The organism is Herbaspirillum robiniae (assembly GCF_002213415.1).
GTDB classification, from domain to species: Bacteria; Pseudomonadota; Gammaproteobacteria; order Burkholderiales; family Burkholderiaceae_D; genus Herbaspirillum; species Herbaspirillum robiniae.
In genome coordinates this window covers 70057-91986 of record NZ_NJGU01000002.1, presented here as the reverse complement: position 1 = coordinate 91986, position 21930 = coordinate 70057, and the positions used below count along the sequence as shown (strand labels likewise).

Sequence of the window (21930 nt, the reverse complement as noted above, 5' to 3'; positions counted from 1 at the left end):
ACATTTCCTTCCCGCGTCATAGCCACCGGTAAGTCGTGTCCCTCGCCGGGCGCGGCATCGGTCAAGCAAACTAAAGGGAATGTCGCCATGCAGTCAAACCAGGCAGGCCAGTACAACAAACACAAGGCATCCGATTGGGCGCCGGGCAGGGGACGCCGGAAACCGCTGGCGCAGGCGCTTGCGCTGCTGCTGGCGGCAGGCGCCTCGCAGCAAGTGCACGCCCAGCAGCCTTTCAGCGCCTCCTGGTTCGCCAGCAAGGGCGCCGCGCAAAGCAGCGCGGCCGCCACCGGCTACCTGCCCAACGGCGTACGCGCCGCCACCCTGATCAATCCGAGCCAGCAACAGCAGCAAGCCAATGCGCAGCTGCAACGCTCGATCAATAATCTTTCCCTGCTGGCGCGCGGCATCGCCGCCCAGCAAGCCGCGCAAGAGGCGGCGCGCCAGGCGGCGTTGGCCAACGGCGGCAGCGTACCCGACGGCCTGACCGAAGGCGGGCTGCAGGTCGATACCAACTCGCTCACCCGCGGTTGGATCAATGCCAATGCCGCTACGCAAAGCAGCGCCAACGGCAAAACAACCGTCGCTATCCAGCAGACGGCCGACAAGGCCATCCTGAACTGGGAAACCTTCAACGTCGGCAAAAACACCATCCTCAATTTCGCCCAGCAAGCCGGCTGGGCGGTACTGAACCGGGTCAACGACCCGCTGGCGCGCCCCAGCCAGATTCAGGGCCAGATCAATGCGCCGGGCACGGTGATGATCGCCAACCGCAATGGGGTGATCTTCACCGGCTCCAGCCAGGTCGACGTGCGCAACCTGGTGGTGGCGGCCGCCAACATCAGCGACAGTCAATTCACGCGCTATGGGATCTACGGCAGCGACGCGTCGACACCGAGCTTTACCGATGCCAATGGCAAGCTGATCGTGGAAGCCGGCGCTCAACTGTCGGCGGCGCAATCGACTTCAGTCACCAGCGGCGGCGGCTACGTGTTGTTGCTGGGTTCGGAGGTCAACAACGCCGGCAGCATCATCACGCCCAGGGGCCAGGCGCAACTGGCCGCCGGCGACAGCTTCATCATTCGCAAGGGCCTGGCTTCCGACGCCAACACATTTTCGACTACGCGCGGAAATGAGGTTGCGCCGCGGATCAACCCGGGCAGTACGGCGGGTACGGTGGTCAACGATGGTTTGATCAGCGCCGCCCAGGGCGACATTACGCTGGCCGGTCGTGACGTCAGGCAGAACGGCGTGGCCGTGAGCAGTACCACCGCCGCCGCGCGCGGCACCATTCACCTTCTCAACGCGATCAGCGATGCCGCAGGCAAGGTCACACTGGGCGCCAACGCCGTGACGGGCATTGTCATCGACGACGACGGCAAATCCACCGCGCTCAACAGCCAGCGAGATGCATTGATCGCCGAATCGGCGGCGCAGGATATCCTGCGTCAGCAGGTGGCCAGCGGATCGTTCGACAACCTGGCAAAGCTCTCTGATCGCCGCGACCAGTCACGCATCGAAATCGTCAGCGGCGGTCAGGTCGAATTCCAGAATGGATCGATGACGCTCTCCACCGGCGGGCAGATCGCGGTCGCCGCAAGCGGACGCAGTCTGGTCGGCAGCGGGGCCAGCCTTGATGTGGCGGGAGCCGTTGGGGTACGGCTGGCAATGGATTCCAATAACCTCAAGGTCAACGTGCAGGGCAATGAACTGCGCGACGCACCGCTGGTACGTGATGCCGGAAAGCTGATCAACAGCGATGTATGGATTGACAGCCGCAAACTGATTTACGTTGCTGCCGGCACCGGCGGCTATGAGTCCGATCGTTGGTATAGCGGCGGCGGGTTGCTGGAGCTCAGCGGATACCTGGCCAACCAGGCGCACGGCATCGGAGAATGGGCGGCGCAGGGCGGCACCGTCATACTCGGCGGCCGCGAAGTCATTACGCAGTCCGGCTCGTCCATCAATATCGCGGGCGGATCGCTGAACGTGCAGACCGGCATGCTCAACATGACCTGGCTCAAGGGGAGCGACGGACGCTTGTATAGCGCCGATCAGGCCACGCCGAACATGTCTTATGGTGGCGTCTACAGAGGTTTTGAAGTAGCCCACACGCGCTGGGGCGACAAGACGACCGAGTACTACTACAACCCGTTGATCGCGCCGCAGCGCATGCTGCAGGATGGCTATACCATCGGACGCGACGCCGGCGCGCTTGTGCTCAACACCGGTACCGCCGTCATCGAGGGGGCCATCGACGCCAGCGTCTACAATGGCCCGGCTCAAAGCAAGGCGCGCGCCGCTGCACTCAACGACGGCTACAAGCAGTCGCAACTGGCTGCCGCTCGCGCCGGCACGCTTGCCCTGGGCCAATACAATGCGTTCGGTCGCGCGAACCTGTTCAACACCAATGTGCGCATTGGCGAGTTCGACACGATCGCTTCCAGCCTTGCGCTTGGGGATGCGCTCGATGCCGTTCGCAACGGCACCGTATGGCTGGACGCGAACTGGCTCAACGCGCAGCAGCTGGGCGGACTGGACCTGGGCACGCGCGGATCGATCTCCGTGGAGAGTGCAATACGGCTGGCCGACGGCGGCAGCGTGACCATGACCGCGCCAGGCGTCACGCTCGGCGCCGATATTCGGATCCGCAGCGGCAGCCTGTTCATCAGCGACGTATTCAGCCCGTCCGACCCGCTCCAGAGGCCTGCGGTTCTGCCGGGCATGGCCTCCTCAGGCATTGTCATACGCGAAGGCGTCGCCATCGATTTGCGCGGTCAGCAACCGGGCGACGCTGCAGGAGCCAATACCACTGCCTTCGTCGGCGGCGGCAGCGCGAAGCTTGAGAGTACACGCGATGTCACGCTGCAGTCCGGCAGCAGCATCGACGTCTCCGGCGGCGCAACGGTCAACGCGCAGGGCAAGGCGGTGGCCGGCAAGGGCGGCAGCATCAGCCTGGCGGCGGATGCAATGACCGTGGCAGGCAGCGGCGGCAAGCTTCATCTGGCCGGGGCCCTGCGCGGATTCGGTGTGGGTGGCGGCGGTACGCTCAAGCTGGAAACCGGCGGGCGCATCGTGATCAGCAACACCGGCGATGGCGCACAGGCCAGCGATCTGCTGAACCTGGACGTGGGGCGTTTCCAGAGTGGATTCTCGCTCTATGACATCAATGCCCACGGAGGCTTGGCTGTCGCAGACGGCACCCGCCTGGAGGTCGCCATGCCGGTGCTGCGCGTTGAGGGCATCACGCAGGGCTCGCCTATCCTGGGCATGTGGACGCCGTCTCTGTACATCAATGATGAAGCCAGGCAGACCTTCACCCAGCGCGGTGGCGCCGACCTGATCCTGCGTTCGCAGCGCCTGCTGCAAGGCGAGGATATCCGCATCGGCAACAATGCCGTGGTGACGGTTGACCCGGGACGTTCGATCAGCCTTGTGGGCGGTGCTTCGGGCAACATCGAGGTCCAGGGACGACTGAACGCCTGGGGCGGCAACATCTCGATCGACCTGGCCGATGATCTTACGCAGCCCAACCGCGACGCTACCGGCGTGGACCGCAGGCACGCCATCTGGATCGGCGAAAGCGCCGTGCTGGATGCGGCCGCGCGCGCAGTCAGCTTCACCGCCGCCGATGGCCGTCGCTATGGCGCAGTCGGCAACGGGGGCAGTATCGCCATCGGGGGCGTCAACGACTGGGACAAAACCGGCACCACGCGCGCACCTTATATCGCCATCGTGGTTCGCCCCGGCGCGCTGCTCGATGCCTCCGGCGCCGCGGCCAGCTTCGATTACCGGACCGGCTTGGGTACGCAGACCGTAGACGTCGCCTCCAATGGCGGCAACATCGCGCTCAAGTCGATGCACAGCCTTTACCTCGACGGCGCCATGACCGCCCGTTCGGGTGGCATCGGTGCGGCCGGCGGCACGCTCAGCATAGCCCTGGAATCGCCGGTGCTGTCGGTGGGACCATTCGCGCCGGGCGCGTTCAATCAGCGCGAATTCTTCCTCACCCAAAACAACACAGGCAGCGGGCTGGCCGCCGGGGCGCAACTGGCGCAGACGGTGCCGTCGCTGCAGGCCGGCGTGGCTCGCCTTGGCGTCAACCAGATAGAGGCGGGCGGCTTCGACAATGTATCCCTGCTGGCTAACGGCTTGCTCAGCTTCGAGGGCAATGTCGACCTGCACACCAGCCAAAGCCTGCGCGTGACGGCGGCCACTTTCAACCTGGCTGAATCGGCGGCCGCCAACAGCCAGGTAAAGCTGGCCTCGTCCTATGTCGCCCTGTCGGGCAGCACGACGGCGCCGCGCGGGCTGACGAACGACTTCATGGCCTCGGTCAACTGGCGCAGCGGCGCTTCTCAGCGCAACAGCACGGCCAGCCTGGAGGTGACAGGAGACATCGTGGACGTGCGCGACCGGGTCGGATTTGGCGGCGCGCACGGCGATTTGCGGCAGGAGAGCGGCCCGGCCGTCGTGGTGGACCGCCGCGGCTTTGCCGATGTCACGGTGACCAGCAAGGGCGACCTGCGGCTGCTGGGCGGCAGGTCGGCGATGGGCCTGCCCGGTTTGACCACCACGGAACTGGCGTCCACCGGGAACCTGACAATAACTGCGGCACAGGTTTATCCGGTCAGCGGAGCCGCCGCGCAGATCGTGGCCGGCTACGATGCCGGCGACGTGCTCGCCATCCGGCGCTACGCGGACATCGAGCCAGCCACCCCGGCATCGGTTTTCGGCGCACTGGGCCTGGGCGGCAACCGCGTGCTGCAAGGCGGCATCGTTCGCGCTCCGCTGGGACAGCTGATGCTGGGCATAAACAAGCAGGATTTCAACTCGACGCTCACCGGCCAGGTACAACTGCTGCCTGGCAGCATCTCCTCCGTCAGCGCTGCCGGACTGCTTTTGCCTTACGGCGGCACCACCGACGGCCTGACCTACAAGCTCAATGGGGAGGCGGTGCAGTTCAAGTCGCTGGGCACCAGCAAGGTCATCTTTTCCGCCAACAGCGTCATCGGCGAGGCGGGCGCCCTGATCGACCTGTCCGGCGGCGGCACGCTGACCGGCGCCGGGTTCGTCACCGGGCGCGGCGGTTCAGTCGACATCCTGCGCACGCCCCTGGTCAGCGGCAATCCCACCAATAGCATCAGCGCCAGCGGCAATGCCGTCTATGCCATCGTGCCGTCGAGCACCATGCAATATGCGCCCGTAAGCGCCGACCCAGGCGCCGGCGCTCCCTTGGCAGGGCAGCAGATCACTTTGCAGCAAGATGTGGGTGAGCTCAAGGCCGGCACCTACACGTTGCTGCCCTCGACTTTCGCCATGCTGCCCGGCGCCTACCGTGTCGAAATCGGCAAGCAGGCCCAGCCCGGCACGACGTCGATTGCCACCGGTACCGGTTCGTATGTCGGCGCGGGTTACCTCGGCGTGGTCAATACCTCCGTGCGCGCATCGCTGCCCAACCAGATCGTGGTGACGCCGGGCGCGACGGTGCGCCAGCTTTCCAGCTACAACGAAACCGGCTACGACGCCTTCGTCCGCGCCGATGCCGCGCGTCGTGGCGGCGTGCGCGGCCAGCTTGCCGCCGACGCGCATGACCTGGTGCTGGACGTGGGGCGCGCTGCTCCGCAGGCAGGCCAACCGCTGTTCCGGTTCGAGGGCAGCACACGATTCGAACGCGGCGGCAGCGACGCCTTCGGCGGCTCCCTGTTTGTCACCGGCGGCAATCTCCAGATTCTGGGACCTGCGGGCATGGCCTCAGGCGCGCCCAATAACGCCGTGTATGCGGACGACCTCAATGCCATCGGCGCTTCGCGTATGGTGATCGGCGGCCAGTTGTCGTTGTCGCACGGCGATAACTTCGCGTCATTCACGCCCCTGGCGGGACATGTGGCCCTGCGTGACGGCGCCGTTTTGCGCGCGCCGGAGGTGTTCTTGCTGGCCACCGGCGATATCGTGGTCGAACAAGGCGCATCGATCGATACCATCGGGCGCGGAGCGGTCGCCTATGACTCCAGTTCCGGCGTCATCTTCCGTTCGGTTTCCGGGGGCGTGCTGGGCGTGTCCAACGGCTGGGTCAATCTGTTACCCAGCGGCGGCAACAGCGCCAATATCGACATTGGGACGTGCACGCTGGCGCCCTGCGTCGGCGCGACCCGCCTGGCCGGCGAAGGCACGATCGCGCTGGCCACCAGCGGCGGCGTCGCGGTGCAAGACAATGCCCGTCTCGGCGCACGCAATGTGGTGCTGGCCGTATCCTCGCTGAACATGGGCGATGCCGCCGCGCTGGACAGCGCCCGCGCCAGCAATGCCTTGCCCGCCGGACTGTCGATGAACCAGGCGGTGCTGAACCGCTTGCTGGGTGGCGAACGCAGCGCCGCCGTGCCGGCGGTTGAAAACCTGTTCTTCAATGTGCGCGATTCCGTCAACCTCTACGGGAACTTCAGCTTCGACACCGGCAGCGACAGCACCGGCGCGGCATCGCTGCAGCGCCTGGCTTTCAGCGCGCCGGCCATCTATGGCTACGGGGCCACGGGCGAACGGGCAAGTATCAACGCGAAAGAGATCGTCTGGACCGGCACGGTGCCGACCACCAGCAGCGTAGGACCGACTTCCAACGCCTCCCAACCCGCGGCAGGCGCGGCCATGGCTGACAGGCTGGGCGACGGCGCGCTGGCATTGAACGCGGACCGCATTGTGCTGGGTTACGCGACCAACACGCAGCCTTTGTCCAACGTTGCCTCCAATCGCCAGATCCTCGGCTTCTCCAACGTTGCTTTCAATGCAGCCGACCGGGTGGTGGCCAACAACAGCGGTTCGCTCTCGGTGTACCAGTATCAGGGGGCCTACGACGCCGCGACCGGTTATGCCTACAGCGGCGGCAATCTTGCCTTCAACACGCCGCTGATTACCGCCGACGCCGGCGCCGTCATGCGCGTGAAAGCGGGCGGCGATATCCTCGCGCAAGGGCCAGCCACCAGCGCCACCAGCAATGCATTGGGCGCAGAGTGGCAACTTGCCGGTCGCAATGTCACGATCGACACCAAGGTGGCTTTGCCCACGGGCCGCTTCACCGTCAGCGCTGAGAACAACATCACGCTGGGCGACGCCGCCAGGATCGACCTGGCCGGCCGCGCCATCGGCTTCTTCGAGCAGACACGCTACAGCCAGGGCGGCGACCTCGCCTTGCGCAGCACCGCCGGCAATATTGTGCAGGCCGGCGGCTCAATCATTGACGTCTCGGCCGTCAACAACGCCGGCGGCACGATCGAGGCCGTAGCACTGGGCGCCGGAGCCGGCGCGATCCAGCTGCTTGGCGCATTGAAAGGCTCGTCCTCCGGGCAATATGACGCCGGCGGTACGCTGGTTCCGTTCGATGCGGCGGAGTTCACCGCGCGGGCGCAAACAGTGGTGGACTTCGCGGGGCTGAACGCCAGGCTGTCCGATGGCGGCGTGTTCGGCGCGCGTCGTTTCCAGATCAAGCAGGGCGATCTCACCATCGGCGACGAACTCAAGGCGCGTACCGTGGAAGTGGCGGTCGACGGCGGTAGCCTCAACGTCAACGGCCGCATCGATGCCAGCGGGTTCCAGGTCGGCAGCATTCGCCTGGCCGCGCGCGACAACCTGAATCTCAACGGTATTCTCGACGCTCACGGCAGCGGCCTGCGCGTGGACAGTTATGGCGCGGTCATCGACGCGGCCAACCGCGCCGTGATTGACCTGACGTCGGTCAGCGGCAGCCTGAATGTGGCCGCCGGCGCGGGCATCGACTTGCGCAACGGCGCCGCCGCCGCCAACTATGACGGTATTGCGCGCGGCAGCCTGAGCCTGAACGCTGCCCGGGTCGGCGCCGACGATGTCGCGGTCAATGTGGCCGGAACACCTGCCATCAGCGGCGCCCGGTTCATCGCGGTCAATGCGTTCCGCACCTATGATGACGCCGCAGCTGCACCGGCAGATGCCAATGGCCGCACCTCCCAACTCGTAACCCAGGCCTATCTGGACACGATCGATGGCCACAGCCGCACTTACATCAACGCCGCGCTGGCCAATGCCGGCCTGCGCACGCGCCTCGCGGGCCTGGGCAACTATCACCTGCGTCCGGGTGTGGAGATCGTCAGCAACGCGGCGCTCAATCCGTCGGGTGACCTGACAGTACTGGGCGACATCGATCTCTCCAACTATCGCTATGGACCACAGTCTGATCCGAGCGTGAACGCCATGCGCGGTTTCGGCGAATCCGGGGTGCTGGTGTTGCGCGCCAAGGGCAACCTGAACATCTATGGCAGCATCAACGACGGCTTTGCGCCGCCGCCGACGACGCCCGACGAACACGGCTGGTATCTCACTGAAATCAATTCCGGCAATACCGCACGCAGCAGCACCTTCGGCGGTGACATCATCGTGCCACGGGATGGCCTGGTCACGCTTGATGTCGGCACCGTGTTCCCCAGCGGCGCGACCCTCAACTACGCCATCGACGTCAATGCGATGACCTTGCCGTCAGGCACCGTATTGCCGGCGCGTGTCGTGTTGGCCGGCAACTATGAACTGGCGGCCGGCGTGGTGGTGTCGGCCAATGTCTACAACGCCGACAACAGCCTGGCGGTGGCCAAGGGCACCATTCCCGCGACCGCGATTTCGCTGACGCCGGGGATGAAACTCGATGCCGGAACGCGCCTGCGCAACAATATCGACGTCGCGGCCATGACCTGGCCCAAGGGCGTGGCGCTGCCCACCGAAATGGTGATGGCCGCGACCGCAGCGCTCCAGCGCGGCGCTGTCATTCCGGGGTTGACGAAAATCCAGTTGATCAACGACGCACCGGTCGACCTGCGCCCGGACGACAACGGCATCCAGGGTCGCAACTGGGCCGTGGCGCCGATGCTGCCGCGCGGCAGCACCAGTTGGAGCATGCAGTTCACCGCCGGCGCCGACCTGGGGGCGAGCGATCGCCGCGCCACGACGCCGGGCGCCGAGGGCTCGGTGGTGCTGGCCGACGCGCACTTCGTGAAGCGTACCGACGTATTGCCTGGCGGCAGCGGATATGTCTGGTCCGCGGGAAATACCTACGGCATGGTTCCGGGTACGCTGATCGACGACACCTGGTCCAACAGACTCGACTGCGCCCGCAACACCATCAATTGCGCCATCGATCCGAAGCGTATCAGCGCCACGTGGACCCTGGATGGGGCCAACGATCTCTTTGCCGATTCTTCCTATGCGGGCAAACCGGTCGAGCCGTTCATGTGGGAAGCCGGCTACTGCGACTGGGCGCCGAACTACTGCATCGTCGTCATCAGTCCGGTACGGGACGTCATCACCACCGGCATCTACTCGCCGCTGTTCTCGGTGTTGCGGACTGGTACCGGGGACATCGGCATCAACGCCGCGCGCGACATCAACATGCGTACGCCGTTCGGGGTTTACACCGCAGGCACGCAGTCCGCGCCGGTACTCAACGGCGCCGGCGCCGACGCCTTCCAGCTGGCGCGCGGCACCAGCGGTGGCAGCGTTCCCGGTTTGTCTGACCCGGGGCTGAGCGCCGCACTGGCAACTTACCAGGCCTGGTATCCGGAGCTGGGCGGCAACCTGAGCGTGAGCGCCGGGCGCGATATCACCGGCGACGTCTGGGGCGAAGCCATGGCAAGCCAGCGCAAGCAGTGGGCCAGCGCCGGCGTGGGCAACTGGCTCTGGCGCCAGGGCAGCGGTTCCATCGGCGGCGCCGATGCCGTCCCCAGCGCGTGGTGGATCAACTTCGGCAACTACGTGTGGACGGCTGACCCCGCCGATCCAAACGGCAAGCCCTATGTCGCCGGTTTCACCGGCCTGGGCACCCTGGGCGGGGGCAATCTGAACCTGAGCGCGGGCGGCGATGCCGGCGTCATCAATGGACGCGGCAATGACACCGTGGCGCGCAGCGATGCGCTGGTGACCGCCGTGGGCGCTACCGGACGCGTCACCAGCGCGGGCACCATGATCTTGACCGGGGGCGGCGATTTGCATATGCGCGTGGCCGGCAACGTCAATCCCAACGCAGCGGCCCTGCAAAACGGGGTGGGCGGCAACAGTATCCAGAACCCGGACCTGGCAGGCGCGGTCATCAACTTGCGCGGCGCCAGCCTGGTGGAGGCGGGCAGCATCGGAGATGTCCGTGAAGTCTACCGTACGTTGGCGGCCTTCTTGCCTGGCATCAATATGGATGCGGGCGAAGTCAGGGCCGTCAATCCATTCGTCAGTACCCTTGCCTATGCGGCAAACGGCATCACCCTGATGCCGGGAGACTCCGCCGTGAACGTGAACACGCGACGCGACCTGGTGATCGCCGACGCCGGTGATGCTGGACGCGCCTTCATCCAGAACTCGACGCCGTTCTCCCTCGACGGCGTCCAGTACGAAGGCGGCGGCAAGAGCGGTTTTTCCTTGTGGACGCAGGCGACGGCCATCAACCTGTTGACGGCCGGCGGCAACCTGGTGCCGGGGATGCAGGCCGTCAATGGCCGCGCCAGCTCGTTGGCCGGCAACTCCAACCATGCAGACCTGGTGGCGGTCTATCCGTCGATCCTGAGGGCGACCGCCGCCAGCGGCAGCATCTACTACGGCTACAGCGTTGCCGGCAGCGCTCGCAGCAACGACACCATCGGCCAGTTGTTGCTGGCCCCCTCCGAGCAGGGCAGGCTGGAAATGCTGGCGGGAACCGGGATCTATGGCGGCAATTACGCCATCAGCATGTCCAATGCCGACGTCGCTCTGCCCAGCCCCCGCCGACCTGCCTTCGTCGGCGCCAGCGTCGGCGTGACCAACATGAGCGCGGAGGGGACGGCCTCGAGTAATTCTTCCGATCCGGTCAATACGATGCAGACGGATCCATTCCCGCTGTTCGCGTTCGGCCCGGATACTGCTACCGGTAGCCCGAGGCACGCCGGTGATCATGCCGCGGCGCTGTTCTACGCCAGTTCAGGCGATATTGTGGGCCTGACGACCGGCGTGGTGCAGACCTTCAACCCCACCCAGAGCGGACGCAGGGTGCTGACCTGGTATCGCGCGGCGCTGCCGGCGCGGATCCTGGCCGGCGGCGACATCGTCAATGCCCAGGGCCTGTTCGTGCACAACAACGTTGATGACATCTCGCTGGTGCAAGCCGGCGGCGACATCATCTACGCCGACCTCAAGGTGGCCGGTCCCGGCACGCTGGAAGTCAATGCCGGACGCGACGTGCGCCAGGAAAACAAGGCCAGCCTGGTAAGCCTGGGCGGCATTGTGCCGGGCGATACGCGGCCGGGCGCCGATATCGCCGTCATGGCCGGCATGGCCAACGGCGTGAACTTTGGCGCCATCACCGACTTGTACCTGAACCCGGCCAACCAGGCCGACAAGTCCTTGGCGCTGGCCAGCCAGCCGGGCAAGGTAGTCAAGACCTACAACGCCGAGCTGGAAGCATGGTTGTTGGCGCGCCTGGGCTATACGGGCAAGGGGGCGGATGCCGTGGCTTACTTCAAGAGCCTCGCACCCGAACAGCAGCGCGCTTTCCTGCGCGGCGTCTATTACAGCGAATTGCGCGAAGGCGGCCGCGAATATACCAATCCTGACAGCCAACGCTTCGCGTCCTACCTGCGGGGGCGCAACATGATTGCCACGCTGTTCCCGGACAACGCCGCCGACGGCGCGGTCATCAGCCGGCGCGGCGACATCACCCTCTTCGGTGATGCCGGGGTGCATACCAACTTCGGCGGCGACATCCAGATGCTGGCGCCCGGCGGCCAGATCGTGGTGGGCGTACAAGGGCCGGTTCCGGCATCGACAGCCGGCCTGATCACCCAGGGGCAGGGCGACATCCAGCTGTTCAGCGAGCGCAGCCTGTTGCTTGGCCTGTCCCGCATCATGACCACCTTCGGCGGCGATATCTTCGCCTGGACCGAGCAGGGCGATATCAACGCCGGTCGCGGTTCCAAGACCACGCAAATCTATACCCCGCCCAAGCGCGTATACGACCAGTGGGGCAATGTGACGCTGGCGCCGGCGACACCCAGTTCGGGAGCGGGCATCGCAACGTTGGCGCCGATTCCCGAGGCCGCGCCCGGCGACGTTGACCTGATCGCGCCATTGGGCACCATCGACGCCGGCGAAGCGGGCATCCGTGTCTCCGGCAACGTCAACGTGTCGGCGTTGCAAGTGATGAACGCGGCCAACATCCAGGTGCAAGGCAAGTCTTCCGGACTACCAGCAGTGGCGGCGGTGAACGTGGGCGCATTGACCAATGCCAGCGCTGCCTCCAGCTCGGCGGCGGTGGCCGCGCAGGATGCCATGGCGCGCGATCGCGCTGCGGCAAGGCAGAACTTGCCGTCGGTGTTTACGGTGCGGGTGCTGGGCTTTGGCGACCAGGGCGCGCAGGCGCCGGCCAATATCACCACGTCCGGCTACAAGCCTGACGGCGTTGTGCAGGTGCTTGGCGCGGGGGAGCTTGGCGCGTCGCAGATGCAGGCGCTGTCGCCCGCCGAGCGCCGGGCGCTGACGCGCTGAGGCCTTGATGCATTGATGCTGCCGGCCGATCGCGGGCCGGCAGCAGGGGCGTGCGGGTGCCCCGTTTTCCCTGCGAAGAGGAGGCATAGCCTCCTTTTCGCAGGGATTGTTGTTTCAGGAGTGGCTTTTTATGAAAGTTTGATGACAAACCGCAGTCCCGACAAGCGTGCGCCGTCTAGGTATTCATAGCTCGTCCGGACGGACGGCAGGCTCTTGCGAGAGAACGGGAAACCAGGGGAGGGCAGGGCCTCGGTCTCCCGATAAAAGAATTATGAAAGTTTGATGACATTTGGCGGATCGTGCGGCCGCCAATCGTCTTGCTTCTAAATGCCGGATTTGAGACGGCGATCAGCGATGCGACCGGGCCACGCCGGCGCACCGCACAGAATGCCAAAAAAGGGGTGGGATTTTCAGATATGCGCAATGCCAACGAAATCGCAAAAGAAACCGCACGCAGTGTAAGAAACAGAAGTAGCAAAGGGGACACCGGACGACTGAGCCGGATGTGCCTGGCCCTGCTGGGCGCGGCCGGCATCGGCTGGCACGGCGGCGTGCTGGCGCAGCAAGCTCCGGAGTCCGTGCCGGCTGCGGCGCAGGCTGATACGCGCCAGGTCGATATCAGCGAATACATCGTGCGCGGCAATACGGTGCTCGATGCGCGCACTATTGAGAAGGCCGTGACGCCGTTTCTCGGTCCCAAGCGCACGCTCAAGGACATCGAGAATGCCCGCGATGCGCTGCTGGCGGCATATAACGCCAAAGGCTATCAGTCGGTCTATGTCGACCTGCCCGAGCAGCAGGTCAACGAAGGCATCGTTTTTCTGCAAGTGAGCGAGACCAAGGTCGGCCGCGTGCGCGTGGTCGGCGCTCAGTACAATTCGCCAGCCGAAATCCGCAATCAGGTGCCCGCGCTCAAGGAAGGCGATGTGCCCGATTTCACCCAGGCCCAGGCCGAGCTGACGGCACTTAATCGCGGCGGGAAGCGCCAGGTGATGCCGCTGGTCAAGCAGGGCGCGGTGCCCGGCACCATGGACGTCGACCTGAAGGTGGACGACAGCAGCCCGTGGCGCGGCAGCGTTGGGCTCAACAACGACTACAGTGCAGATACCCATCATCTGCGCGCCTCCGCCAGTATCGGCTACGACAACCTGTGGCAACTGGGGCATAGCCTGTCGCTGAGCTTCTTCGGGACGCCGCAGGATTTCAACGAAACCCGTGTGTGGTCGGCCTCCTACTCGGCGCCGCTGCGCGGCACCAACTGGAGCATCGAAGCCTCCGGCTACGTTTCCAACAGCAACGTCTCTACCGTCGGCGGCACCAGCGTGCTGGGCAAGGGGCATTCGGTCGGCGTCAAGGCGGTATATACGGTGCCGACCACGGGCGAGTGGTACCACTCGTTTTCGGGCGGGATCGACTTCAAGGACAACAAGGAAGGCCTGCGCCTGGGCGCCACCGGCGATGACGTGCCGCTGCGCTACGCGCCGATCACGCTGGCCTATAGCGGCTTTCGCCAGGGAGAGAAGAGCCAGTACGGCCTAAACCTGTCGATGGTGTCGGGCACCAGCAGGTTCTTCGGCTATGGCAGCAACGACACCCAGTTCGACTACAAGCGTTACAAGTCTTCGCCCAGCTTCACGCTGTTCAAGGGGGACCTCAACGGCTCCTACACCTTGCCCGGCAATGAGCAACTCGGCGTGCGCCTGTCCGCGCAGATGACGGACTCGGCGCTGATTTCCACCGAGCAGATGGCCGCCGGCGGCGCCAGCTCGGTGCGCGGTTATCTGTCGGCGGAGGCCACCGGCGACTACGGTCTGGTCGGTTCGCTGGAATTGCGCTCGCGTCCCCTGGCCCTGCTCAATCCATGGGTCGAAAACTGGCGCGTCTATGCCTTCACGGATGGCGGCTACCTGCGCCTGCGCGATCCGCTGCCGGAACAGAACGACAGCTTCAACCTGGCCTCGGTGGGCATCGGCACCAATTTCACGTTGATGCAACGCGTCAGCGGCAAGCTCGACCTGGCTTATCCGCTCAAGAAAGTGGCACGCACCGAGGCGCATGACTGGCGCCTGAACTTCAGCGTGAACGCCAACTACTGAGCCTTCTTTCCAATTCAATCAATTCAGAACTAGCTTGTGGAGAACCTTGCTATGAGACGCATCCTGTTTGTGCTGCTGGCCCTGGCCGGCGCAATCCTTCCCAACCTTGCCCACGCCTGGTGGCAGCCCGATTGGGCATATCGCAAGCCGCTCACGCTCGATGCCGGACCGCAAGGCGCGGCGCTCGGCGCCGACGCCGGCCGCGTGACGGTGCTGCTGCGCCTGCATACCGGCAACTTCAGCTTTGAAGGCGTCAACGAAAGCGGCAACGACCTGCGCTTCATCGCCAGCGATGACAAGACGGTATTGAACTACCAGATCGAACAGTTCGATCCCTTGCTGGGCATCGCCCTGATCTGGGTCGACATGCCGGCCTTGCCGGCCGGCGCCCCGCAGCAGGTATGGATGTACTACGGCAATCCCAAGGCGCCTCCGGCCTCCAATGGCCAGCGCACTTTCGATCCGGACTACACGCTGGTCTATCACTTCAATGAGGCCAACGTCGCGCCGCGCGACAGCACGGCGTTCGGCAACAACGGCCAAAGCGCCGTGGTCAGCGTGGACGGCACCGTGATCGGCAAGGGCGCGCGCTTCTCGGGCGAAGCGCTGATGTTGCCGGCCTCGCCGTCGCTGGCGCTGGCCGCCGGTGGCAGCTTCACGTTCTCGGCGTGGGTGCGTCCGGACCAACTCGGCGCCAACCAGGTCGTTTATGCCCGTCGCAATGGCGCCAGCGCATTGGTCATCGGCATCGACAACGGCGTGCCCTTCGTCGAGGTCAATGGCGCTCGCAGCAATCCGGGGCAGCCGATCCAAGTCGGCCAGTGGTCGCATATCACGGTGAAGGCCGATGCCCAGAACCTGGCGTTGTACGTCAATGGCCGGCCGTCGGTCTCGCTGGCGGCGGCTTTGCCGGCGTTCAACGTGGCAGCCGGCATCGGCGCCGATGTCAGCGGTGGCAAGCTGGCGCCATTCGCCGGCGCGATGGATGAAGTTCGCCTGTCCAAGGTAGCGCGCAGCGATGCGTCGATCCTGGCCGACGCCGTGTCGCAAGGCGGCCAGTCCCGCCTGGTGAGCTACGGCGCCGATGAAAAGCAGGCCGGCAAGAGCCACTTCGGTTTCATTCTTGCCGCCATGCCGGTGGATGCATGGGTGGTGGTGTGCCTGCTGGGCCTGATGATGGCCGGCTCGTGGGCAATCATGATCGGCAAGGGACGCAGCTTTGGCATGACTTCCCGCGCCAACGAAGCCTTCATGGATTATTTCCGCGAAACCGCCGGCGCCTCGCTGGACGTGCTGGCTCGCAACAACCGCGTGCCGGAAGAGGTGCGGGCGCAGTCCTCGCTGTGGCGTCTGTATTCGGTAGCGGTGGATGAAATGCGCCGCCGCCACGAGCGTGGCTACGATCTCAACGCCGTCTCCGACTCCACCATCGGTGCCATCCGCGCCGCCATGGACGGCGTGATGGTGCGCGAGAACGAAAGCATGGCCAAACGCATGGTGTGGCTGTCGACCACCATCGAAGGGGCGCCTTACGTCGGCCTGTTCGGCACCGTGATCGGCATCATGCTGGTGTTCGTGGTGGCGGCCATGGCCGGCGCGGTGGACATCAACTCGGTGGCGCCGGGCATGGCGGCTGCGCTGCTGTGTACGGCAGCTGGCCTGGGCGTCGCGATTCCTGCGCTGTTTGGTTATAACTGGCTGGCCTCCCGTTCCGACGCCATCGCCGCCGACATGGCCGTGTTTGTCGACGAGTTCGCCACGCGCCTGGCCGAAGAGCAAGGCGAAGGCCGCCAGGTGCACGCCGCGCTGCAACGCGCCTGATCGGGGGAGAGCAATCATGGCGAACCACTCACGCTTCGGCGTCAAGAAGCGCAGCAGCGGCATCAATATCACGCCCTTCGTGGACGTGTTGCTGGTGGTGCTGGTGATCTTCATCCTCACCAGCAACGCCAGCATTCCAGGCCTGAAGGTCGACCTGCCCAAGGCCAGCGCCGCAGTGGCGCTGGAAAAGCCCAAGACCAAGGCGATCACCATCGATAACGGCGGCCAGGTGTTTCTTGACGCCTACCCGGTGAGCCTGAGCGAACTCGAAGAGCGCCTGCGCACCGAGAAGGCGCTGACACCGGATTTCCCGGTGATCGTGCGCGGCGATGCGTCGGTGCAGTACGCCAAGGTGATCGAAGTGCTTGATCTGTTGCGCAAGATCGAGCTCAACCAGATCGGCCTGGTCACCGGCAAGCCGAACGCAGGGGGCTAGTTTGAAAATGAGCGATCTCCCCCCAGTGCAGGGCAGGCCGCGCGCGGACATCCGCGGACGTCGCTGGATCGCGCCGGTGATCGGTCTGGCCGTACTGGCGGTGCTGGTGGCCACGGTATGGCACCTGCTGAGCGGCACGGCGGCGACCAGGCGCGAAGTCGCCGGGCCGCCGATGCTGATGGTCCCGCCGCCACCGCCACCACCGCCGCCGGAACCGGAAAAGTTGCCGGAGCCGACGCCCGACAAGGTCAAGCCGGAAGTGCATGAGCCGGAGCCCACTCCGGCCGAAGCGCCCAAGGACGACAGCACGCCCAGCCCGAACAAGGACATGGGCGACCCGGTCACCATGGACAGCGCGGCGCAGGCCGGCACGGATGCCTTCGGTATCGGCGCCGGACGCGGCGGCGGCATGACCGGTGGCGGTGGCGGCCTGGGTTCGGGTTCTTACGCGCGTTACTTCTCGAATGCCTTGCAGCAGGCCTTCGCCCGCGACGAGCGTACCCGTCGCCTGGTGTTTGAGGATATTCGCCTGGACATCTGGCTCGACAACAGCGGCAAGGTGACGCGCGTGCAGCTGGTGCAGGGCACAGGCAACACCCAGACCGATGAAGCGGTACTGGCCATGGCGCGCGATTACCGTTCAGACGAAGCGCCGCCGCCATCCTGGCATTCGCCCGCCCGCATTTCCATCAAGGGACGCCGGCCATGATGCCCCAGCAGGCCATTGTAGGCACACCACGATTCAACTCACTTCACTATTTGAAAGAAGCGATGAAATTCCCCACCCATCATCTTGCCGTGCGCGGCAATGATCTCAACGCGGCGCCAGGCCGCCCGTGCGGCGCTGCGCGCCTTCCGATGCTGGCGCTGGCCGCTGCGATGCTGTGCGCAACCGGGGCCGTGCATGCGCAGAGCGCGGCGACTGGCGATTCTGCGATGGTCAAGCTGATTCGCGGCCTGATCGAAACCGGCGCCCTGAAGAAGGACGTGGGCGAGGCGCTGCTGGCGCAGGCCCAGACCGAAGCCATGGCGGCAGCGCAGCAGGCGCGCCAGGTGGCGGCCGCCGCACCGGCCGCCGGCCCCAAGCTCGAACCTGGCGACGTGCGCGTGCCGTATATTTCGGCCAGCGTTCGCGACCAGATTCGCGATGAGGTGAAGGGAGAGATCATGGCCCAGGCCAAGTCCGAAGGCTGGGCTGCGCCCAACGAAACGCCGGAGTGGACCAAACGTATCCGCATCGAAGGCGATATGCGCGTGCGCGGAGAGTCGCGCTTCTATTCCGGCCGCAATACGGATTCCCTGATCGACTGGCGCAGCCTGAACGCCGGCAGCGCATATGACATCAACAAGAACAGCAATCCCATACAGTTGCCGCCGCTGCTCAACGCCCAGCAGGATCGCGCCAACCAGATGCGCGTGCGCGCCCGCCTGGGGGTGATCGCCGATGTGTCCGAGTCCGTGCAGGCCGGCGTCCGCCTGGCCACCGGCAGCGACGACAGCCCGGTTTCCACGACCCAGACCCTGGGCGGCGGCATGAGCAAGAAAAACATCTGGCTCGACCAGGCCTGGATCACCTATCGCTTCAATGACATGGTGAGCGTCACCGGCGGGCGCATGGGCAATCCGTTCTACAGCACCGACATGCTGTTCTCCAGCGATCTGAATCTGGACGGCGTGGCAGCGAAATTCTCCAAGCCGCTGGCCAATACCGATATCTCGCTGTTCGGCACGCTGGGCATTATTCCGCTGGAGTATTCCTCGGACAACAACCCCAGCCGCAGCCAGAGCAAAATGTCCAGCCAGACCAAGTGGCTGTTGGGCGCACAGGTCGGCGCCGACTGGAAGCTCAATCCGGAGAACAAGCTGCGCGGCGCGCTGGCCTACTACGACTTCAAGAACATCGAAGGCCGTGTCTCCAGCTCCTGCCAACTCTACGCCGGCGCGGATGGCTGCGATACCGACTGGAGCCGTCCGGCCTTCATGCAGAAGGGCAATACCCTGATGCTCTTGCGCAACATCGCGCTTGACCCATCGGGACCGGCCAGCACCCCGATGCCGCAGTACGTCGGCCTGGCTTCCAAGTTCCAGCTGCTTGATATCAACGCGCGTTGGGACACCCGCGTTGCAGGCGGTTATGGTCTGCGCCTGGACGGCAACTACATCCGCAACCTGGCCTACGACCAGGCGGAAATGTTCCGTCGCGCCAACGGCAATATCGTCAACAACTTCAACGGCAGCGGCGGCACCACCGTCACCGAATTCCAGAGCGGCGCCAACGCCTACATGCTGCAGGCTACCTTCGGTCGTCCGGACATGAGCGTGCGCGGCGACTGGAACGTGCTGGCCGGCTACAAGCGCATCGAACCGGACGCCTTGCCGGACGGCTACAACGACTCGACCTTCCATCAGGGCGGGACCAACGCGCGCGGCTACTACCTGGGCGCCAACTACATGGTCGACAAGAACACTTATGTGGGCGGCCGCTGGTTCGCGACCCGTTCCGTGTATGGTCCGCCGGTGTCGATCGACACGCTGCAGCTTGAACTCAACACCCGTTTCTGAGGATGCATGATGAAACGTGATCCGATCATCAACAAAGGCGTATGCCTGCTGGCCGCTCTGCTGTTGATTGCGGCCGGCCAGGCACACGCACAGCAGGGGCAAAGCATGGAGGAGCGGCTGCGCGCGCAGCTGCGCGCCACCACCACGCAACTGCAAGAGGCGCAAAACGAACTGGCCGCATTGAAGGCCAGCGGGCAGGGCGTTCGGCCGGCTGGCGCAAAGGCGGAGGCGCCGGCCGCGGAAGCCGACGAACTGCGCAAGGAGTTGGCCGCGCTCAAATCACAACTAGCTTCCGAGCGCAGCACGCGTCAGCAGGGAGTGGTCGCGCAGCAGCAGGCGCTGGCCAAGGCCAATGAGCAAGCGGGGCAGTATCGCAGCGCCTATGACGGCCTGTTGAAGATCGCCCGTGCATCCGAGAACGAGCGTCAGCGACTGGCCGGCGAGGAGAAGCAGCACCAGCAGGCGGTCGCAATGTGCACGGAGAAAAACGTCAAGCTGTACTCCGTGGGCCAGGAAATCCTGCAGGCCTACGAAAACATGGACATGGGCACCATCATGTCCGCGCGCCAGCCGTTCGCCGCGCAGAGTCGCGTCAAGTATGAGCAGATCGCCCAGGAGTACGGCGACAAACTGTATGAGGGCAAGTTCGACCTGCGCGCAGTGGCACAGCCGGCTCCTCCTGCGGCTGCCTCCGGCGCCCAGCAATCCCAGCCTGCTGTGCAAAAACAATAGGGGCAGCATGCCGGGCCGGATTCAAGCGTTACCGCCGCGCATCTACGGATGCGCGGATTTTTCTTTTTTCTGTTGACGGGATCACACCATGAAACGAGCATATTCTTCCGCAAAAATTTCCTCCATTCGTACGCGCGGCGTTGCCGGCGGCCTGCTGCTGGCAACGCTGATGGGCGCCTTCGCAGCCCCGGCGCTGGCGGCTGACAAGGTGGTGGCGAGTCTGGGTTCTGTCAGCGTTCCGGATTCCGATGTGCAGAAGATGCTGGACCTGATGCCGCCGGCCGATCGTGCCGCCACCAAGAGCAACCGCCAGGGCGTGGAAAACTGGCTGCGCCAACGCGTGACCAGCGAAGCAGTCCTGCAGGAAGCGCGCAGCAAGGGTTGGGCAGATCGTCCTGAAATCAAGGCGCGAGTGGAAGCTGCCGTCAAGGATGTCACCGCCCGCATCGTCACCACCGCCTACCTGGAGTCGGTGACGCAGGTGCCGGCAGACTATCCGGCCGCTGCTGACGTGGCAGCCGCCTACGAGCAAGCCAAGGCCGGCTTCAATCTGCCAGCCACCTATCGCATGGCGCAGATTTACCTGCCGGTGAAACCGAATGACGCGGCTGACGCTAAGAAGGTCGCCGAAAAAGCGAAAAAGCTGGCGCTGCAGGCGCGCGCCGGCGACTTTGCCGCCATTGCCAAGGCTGAATCGCAGGACAAGGCCAGTGCCGAACAAGGCGGCGAAGTCGGTACCTTGCCGCTGGCAGGCATGCTGCCGGAAGTGCGCGACACCGTCAGCAAACTGAAGGTCGGCCAGGTCAGCGAACCGGTGCAAGCGGCTGCCGGTTTCCATGTCATCAAGCTGCTCGATCAGCAACCGGCGCGCACCGCCACCCTCGAAGAGATGACCCCGCGCCTGAAGCTGGCGCTGCGCCAACAGCGCCAGCAACAGCTGCTGCAAGACTATCTCTCCAAGCTGGCGCCGGCCGAACGCGTCAACATCGACACCGCAGCACTGGACGCGGCCCTGCAAAAAGCCAACTGAACCGCATGATCCGACTGCATCTCAGTTGAGATACCGAATCATCATTTACAAGGAAACGACATGAGCAAGACTACCGAAAAAGCCGCCGACAGCAACGCCGTTGCCGCCCCTGAATTGATCTTCACCGTCACGCCGGATCAGATCGCCGATGCCATCAAGGCGGTGGGCTGTGCCGTCACCATGCTGGAACAGAACGGTTTGCCGATGGTGCACAGCGCCAGCCACGGCGTGGGCTTCCAGGTGCTGTGGGGCAACGCCTCCAGCGAAGCCGGCAAGTACATCGACTTCACGCTCAGCTGCCCGCTGCGCGTGCAGGAAGGCGCCTTGCCCGAGGGCCTGATCGCCGAATGGCACCGTGCCAAGCGCTTCGCTCGCCTGGTGCAGCATGGCGATATGATTTCGCTGGAAATGGACGTGATCGTGGCCGGCGGCGTCACCCCGAACCATCTGGCCATGACCATGCAATTGTGGACGCAGATGATGGGCCAGCTGTTCTTGTACTTGCGTAATTTCGACGCTGCCAAGAATGCCGTCGACCAGGGCTCCGTCCCGGCTGGCGAACAGGAGCGGCAACAGCAGCAAGGCCTCGCGCAGGAAGCGCCCGTGGCCTGAACCCTGGGTCGGCCCGTCGCCTCGCCGGCGCGTTATAGTTCCGGTGGGGCCGCGCGCCGTGGGGCGCGGGCGCAACGGAGGGGGGCGAAGCATGCGGAACCGGCTGGGGAGCTGTTTACGCGCGGCGA

9 protein-coding genes are annotated in these 21930 nt (G+C 65.0%); all 9 read left to right on the top strand.

What is annotated here, in order from left to right; translation table 11 throughout:
- The first annotated feature begins 87 nt into the window (after positions 1-87).
- The 9 genes from CEJ42_RS05430 (at position 88) to CEJ42_RS05390 (ending at position 21802) form a co-directional block, all read left to right on the top strand.
- Complete coding sequence (locus CEJ42_RS05430; protein WP_088750281.1) at positions 88-12513, top strand: filamentous haemagglutinin family protein; 12426 nt, start codon at positions 88-90, stop codon at positions 12511-12513.
- 503 nt (positions 12514-13016) lie between these two features.
- Positions 13017-14609 carry a ShlB/FhaC/HecB family hemolysin secretion/activation protein gene (locus CEJ42_RS05425; protein WP_243397790.1) on the top strand — a complete coding sequence of 531 codons (1593 nt, stop codon included), beginning with the start codon at positions 13017-13019 and terminating at the stop codon, positions 14607-14609.
- Positions 14610-14660: 51 nt separating this feature from the next.
- On the top strand, positions 14661-16430 hold the full coding sequence (locus CEJ42_RS05420) for a DUF2341 domain-containing protein (protein ID WP_088750279.1): 1770 nt from the start codon (positions 14661-14663) through the stop codon (positions 16428-16430).
- A 16-nt stretch (positions 16431-16446) separates the two neighbouring features.
- Entirely contained in the window at positions 16447-16866 is a 420-nt protein-coding gene (locus CEJ42_RS05415; RefSeq protein WP_088750278.1) for an ExbD/TolR family protein, read from the top strand.
- 7 nt (positions 16867-16873) lie between these two features.
- The gene (locus CEJ42_RS05410) at positions 16874-17575 is read left to right on the top strand and encodes an energy transducer TonB family protein (protein ID WP_207760390.1); all 702 of its coding nucleotides are present in this window, start codon (positions 16874-16876) and stop codon (positions 17573-17575) included.
- Positions 17576-17802: 227 nt separating this feature from the next.
- Positions 17803-19428 carry a putative porin gene (locus CEJ42_RS05405; protein WP_243397789.1) on the top strand — a complete coding sequence of 542 codons (1626 nt, stop codon included), beginning with the start codon at positions 17803-17805 and terminating at the stop codon, positions 19426-19428.
- A 9-nt stretch (positions 19429-19437) separates the two neighbouring features.
- Entirely contained in the window at positions 19438-20160 is a 723-nt protein-coding gene (locus tag CEJ42_RS05400; RefSeq protein WP_207760389.1) for a hypothetical protein, read from the top strand.
- An 88-nt stretch (positions 20161-20248) separates the two neighbouring features.
- Positions 20249-21190, top strand: coding sequence for a peptidylprolyl isomerase (locus CEJ42_RS05395; protein ID WP_088750276.1), 942 nt, complete (start codon positions 20249-20251; stop codon positions 21188-21190).
- A 60-nt stretch (positions 21191-21250) separates the two neighbouring features.
- Positions 21251-21802 carry a YbjN domain-containing protein gene (locus CEJ42_RS05390; protein ID WP_088750275.1) on the top strand — a complete coding sequence of 184 codons (552 nt, stop codon included), beginning with the start codon at positions 21251-21253 and terminating at the stop codon, positions 21800-21802.
- The last annotated feature ends 128 nt before the right edge of the window (positions 21803-21930 follow it).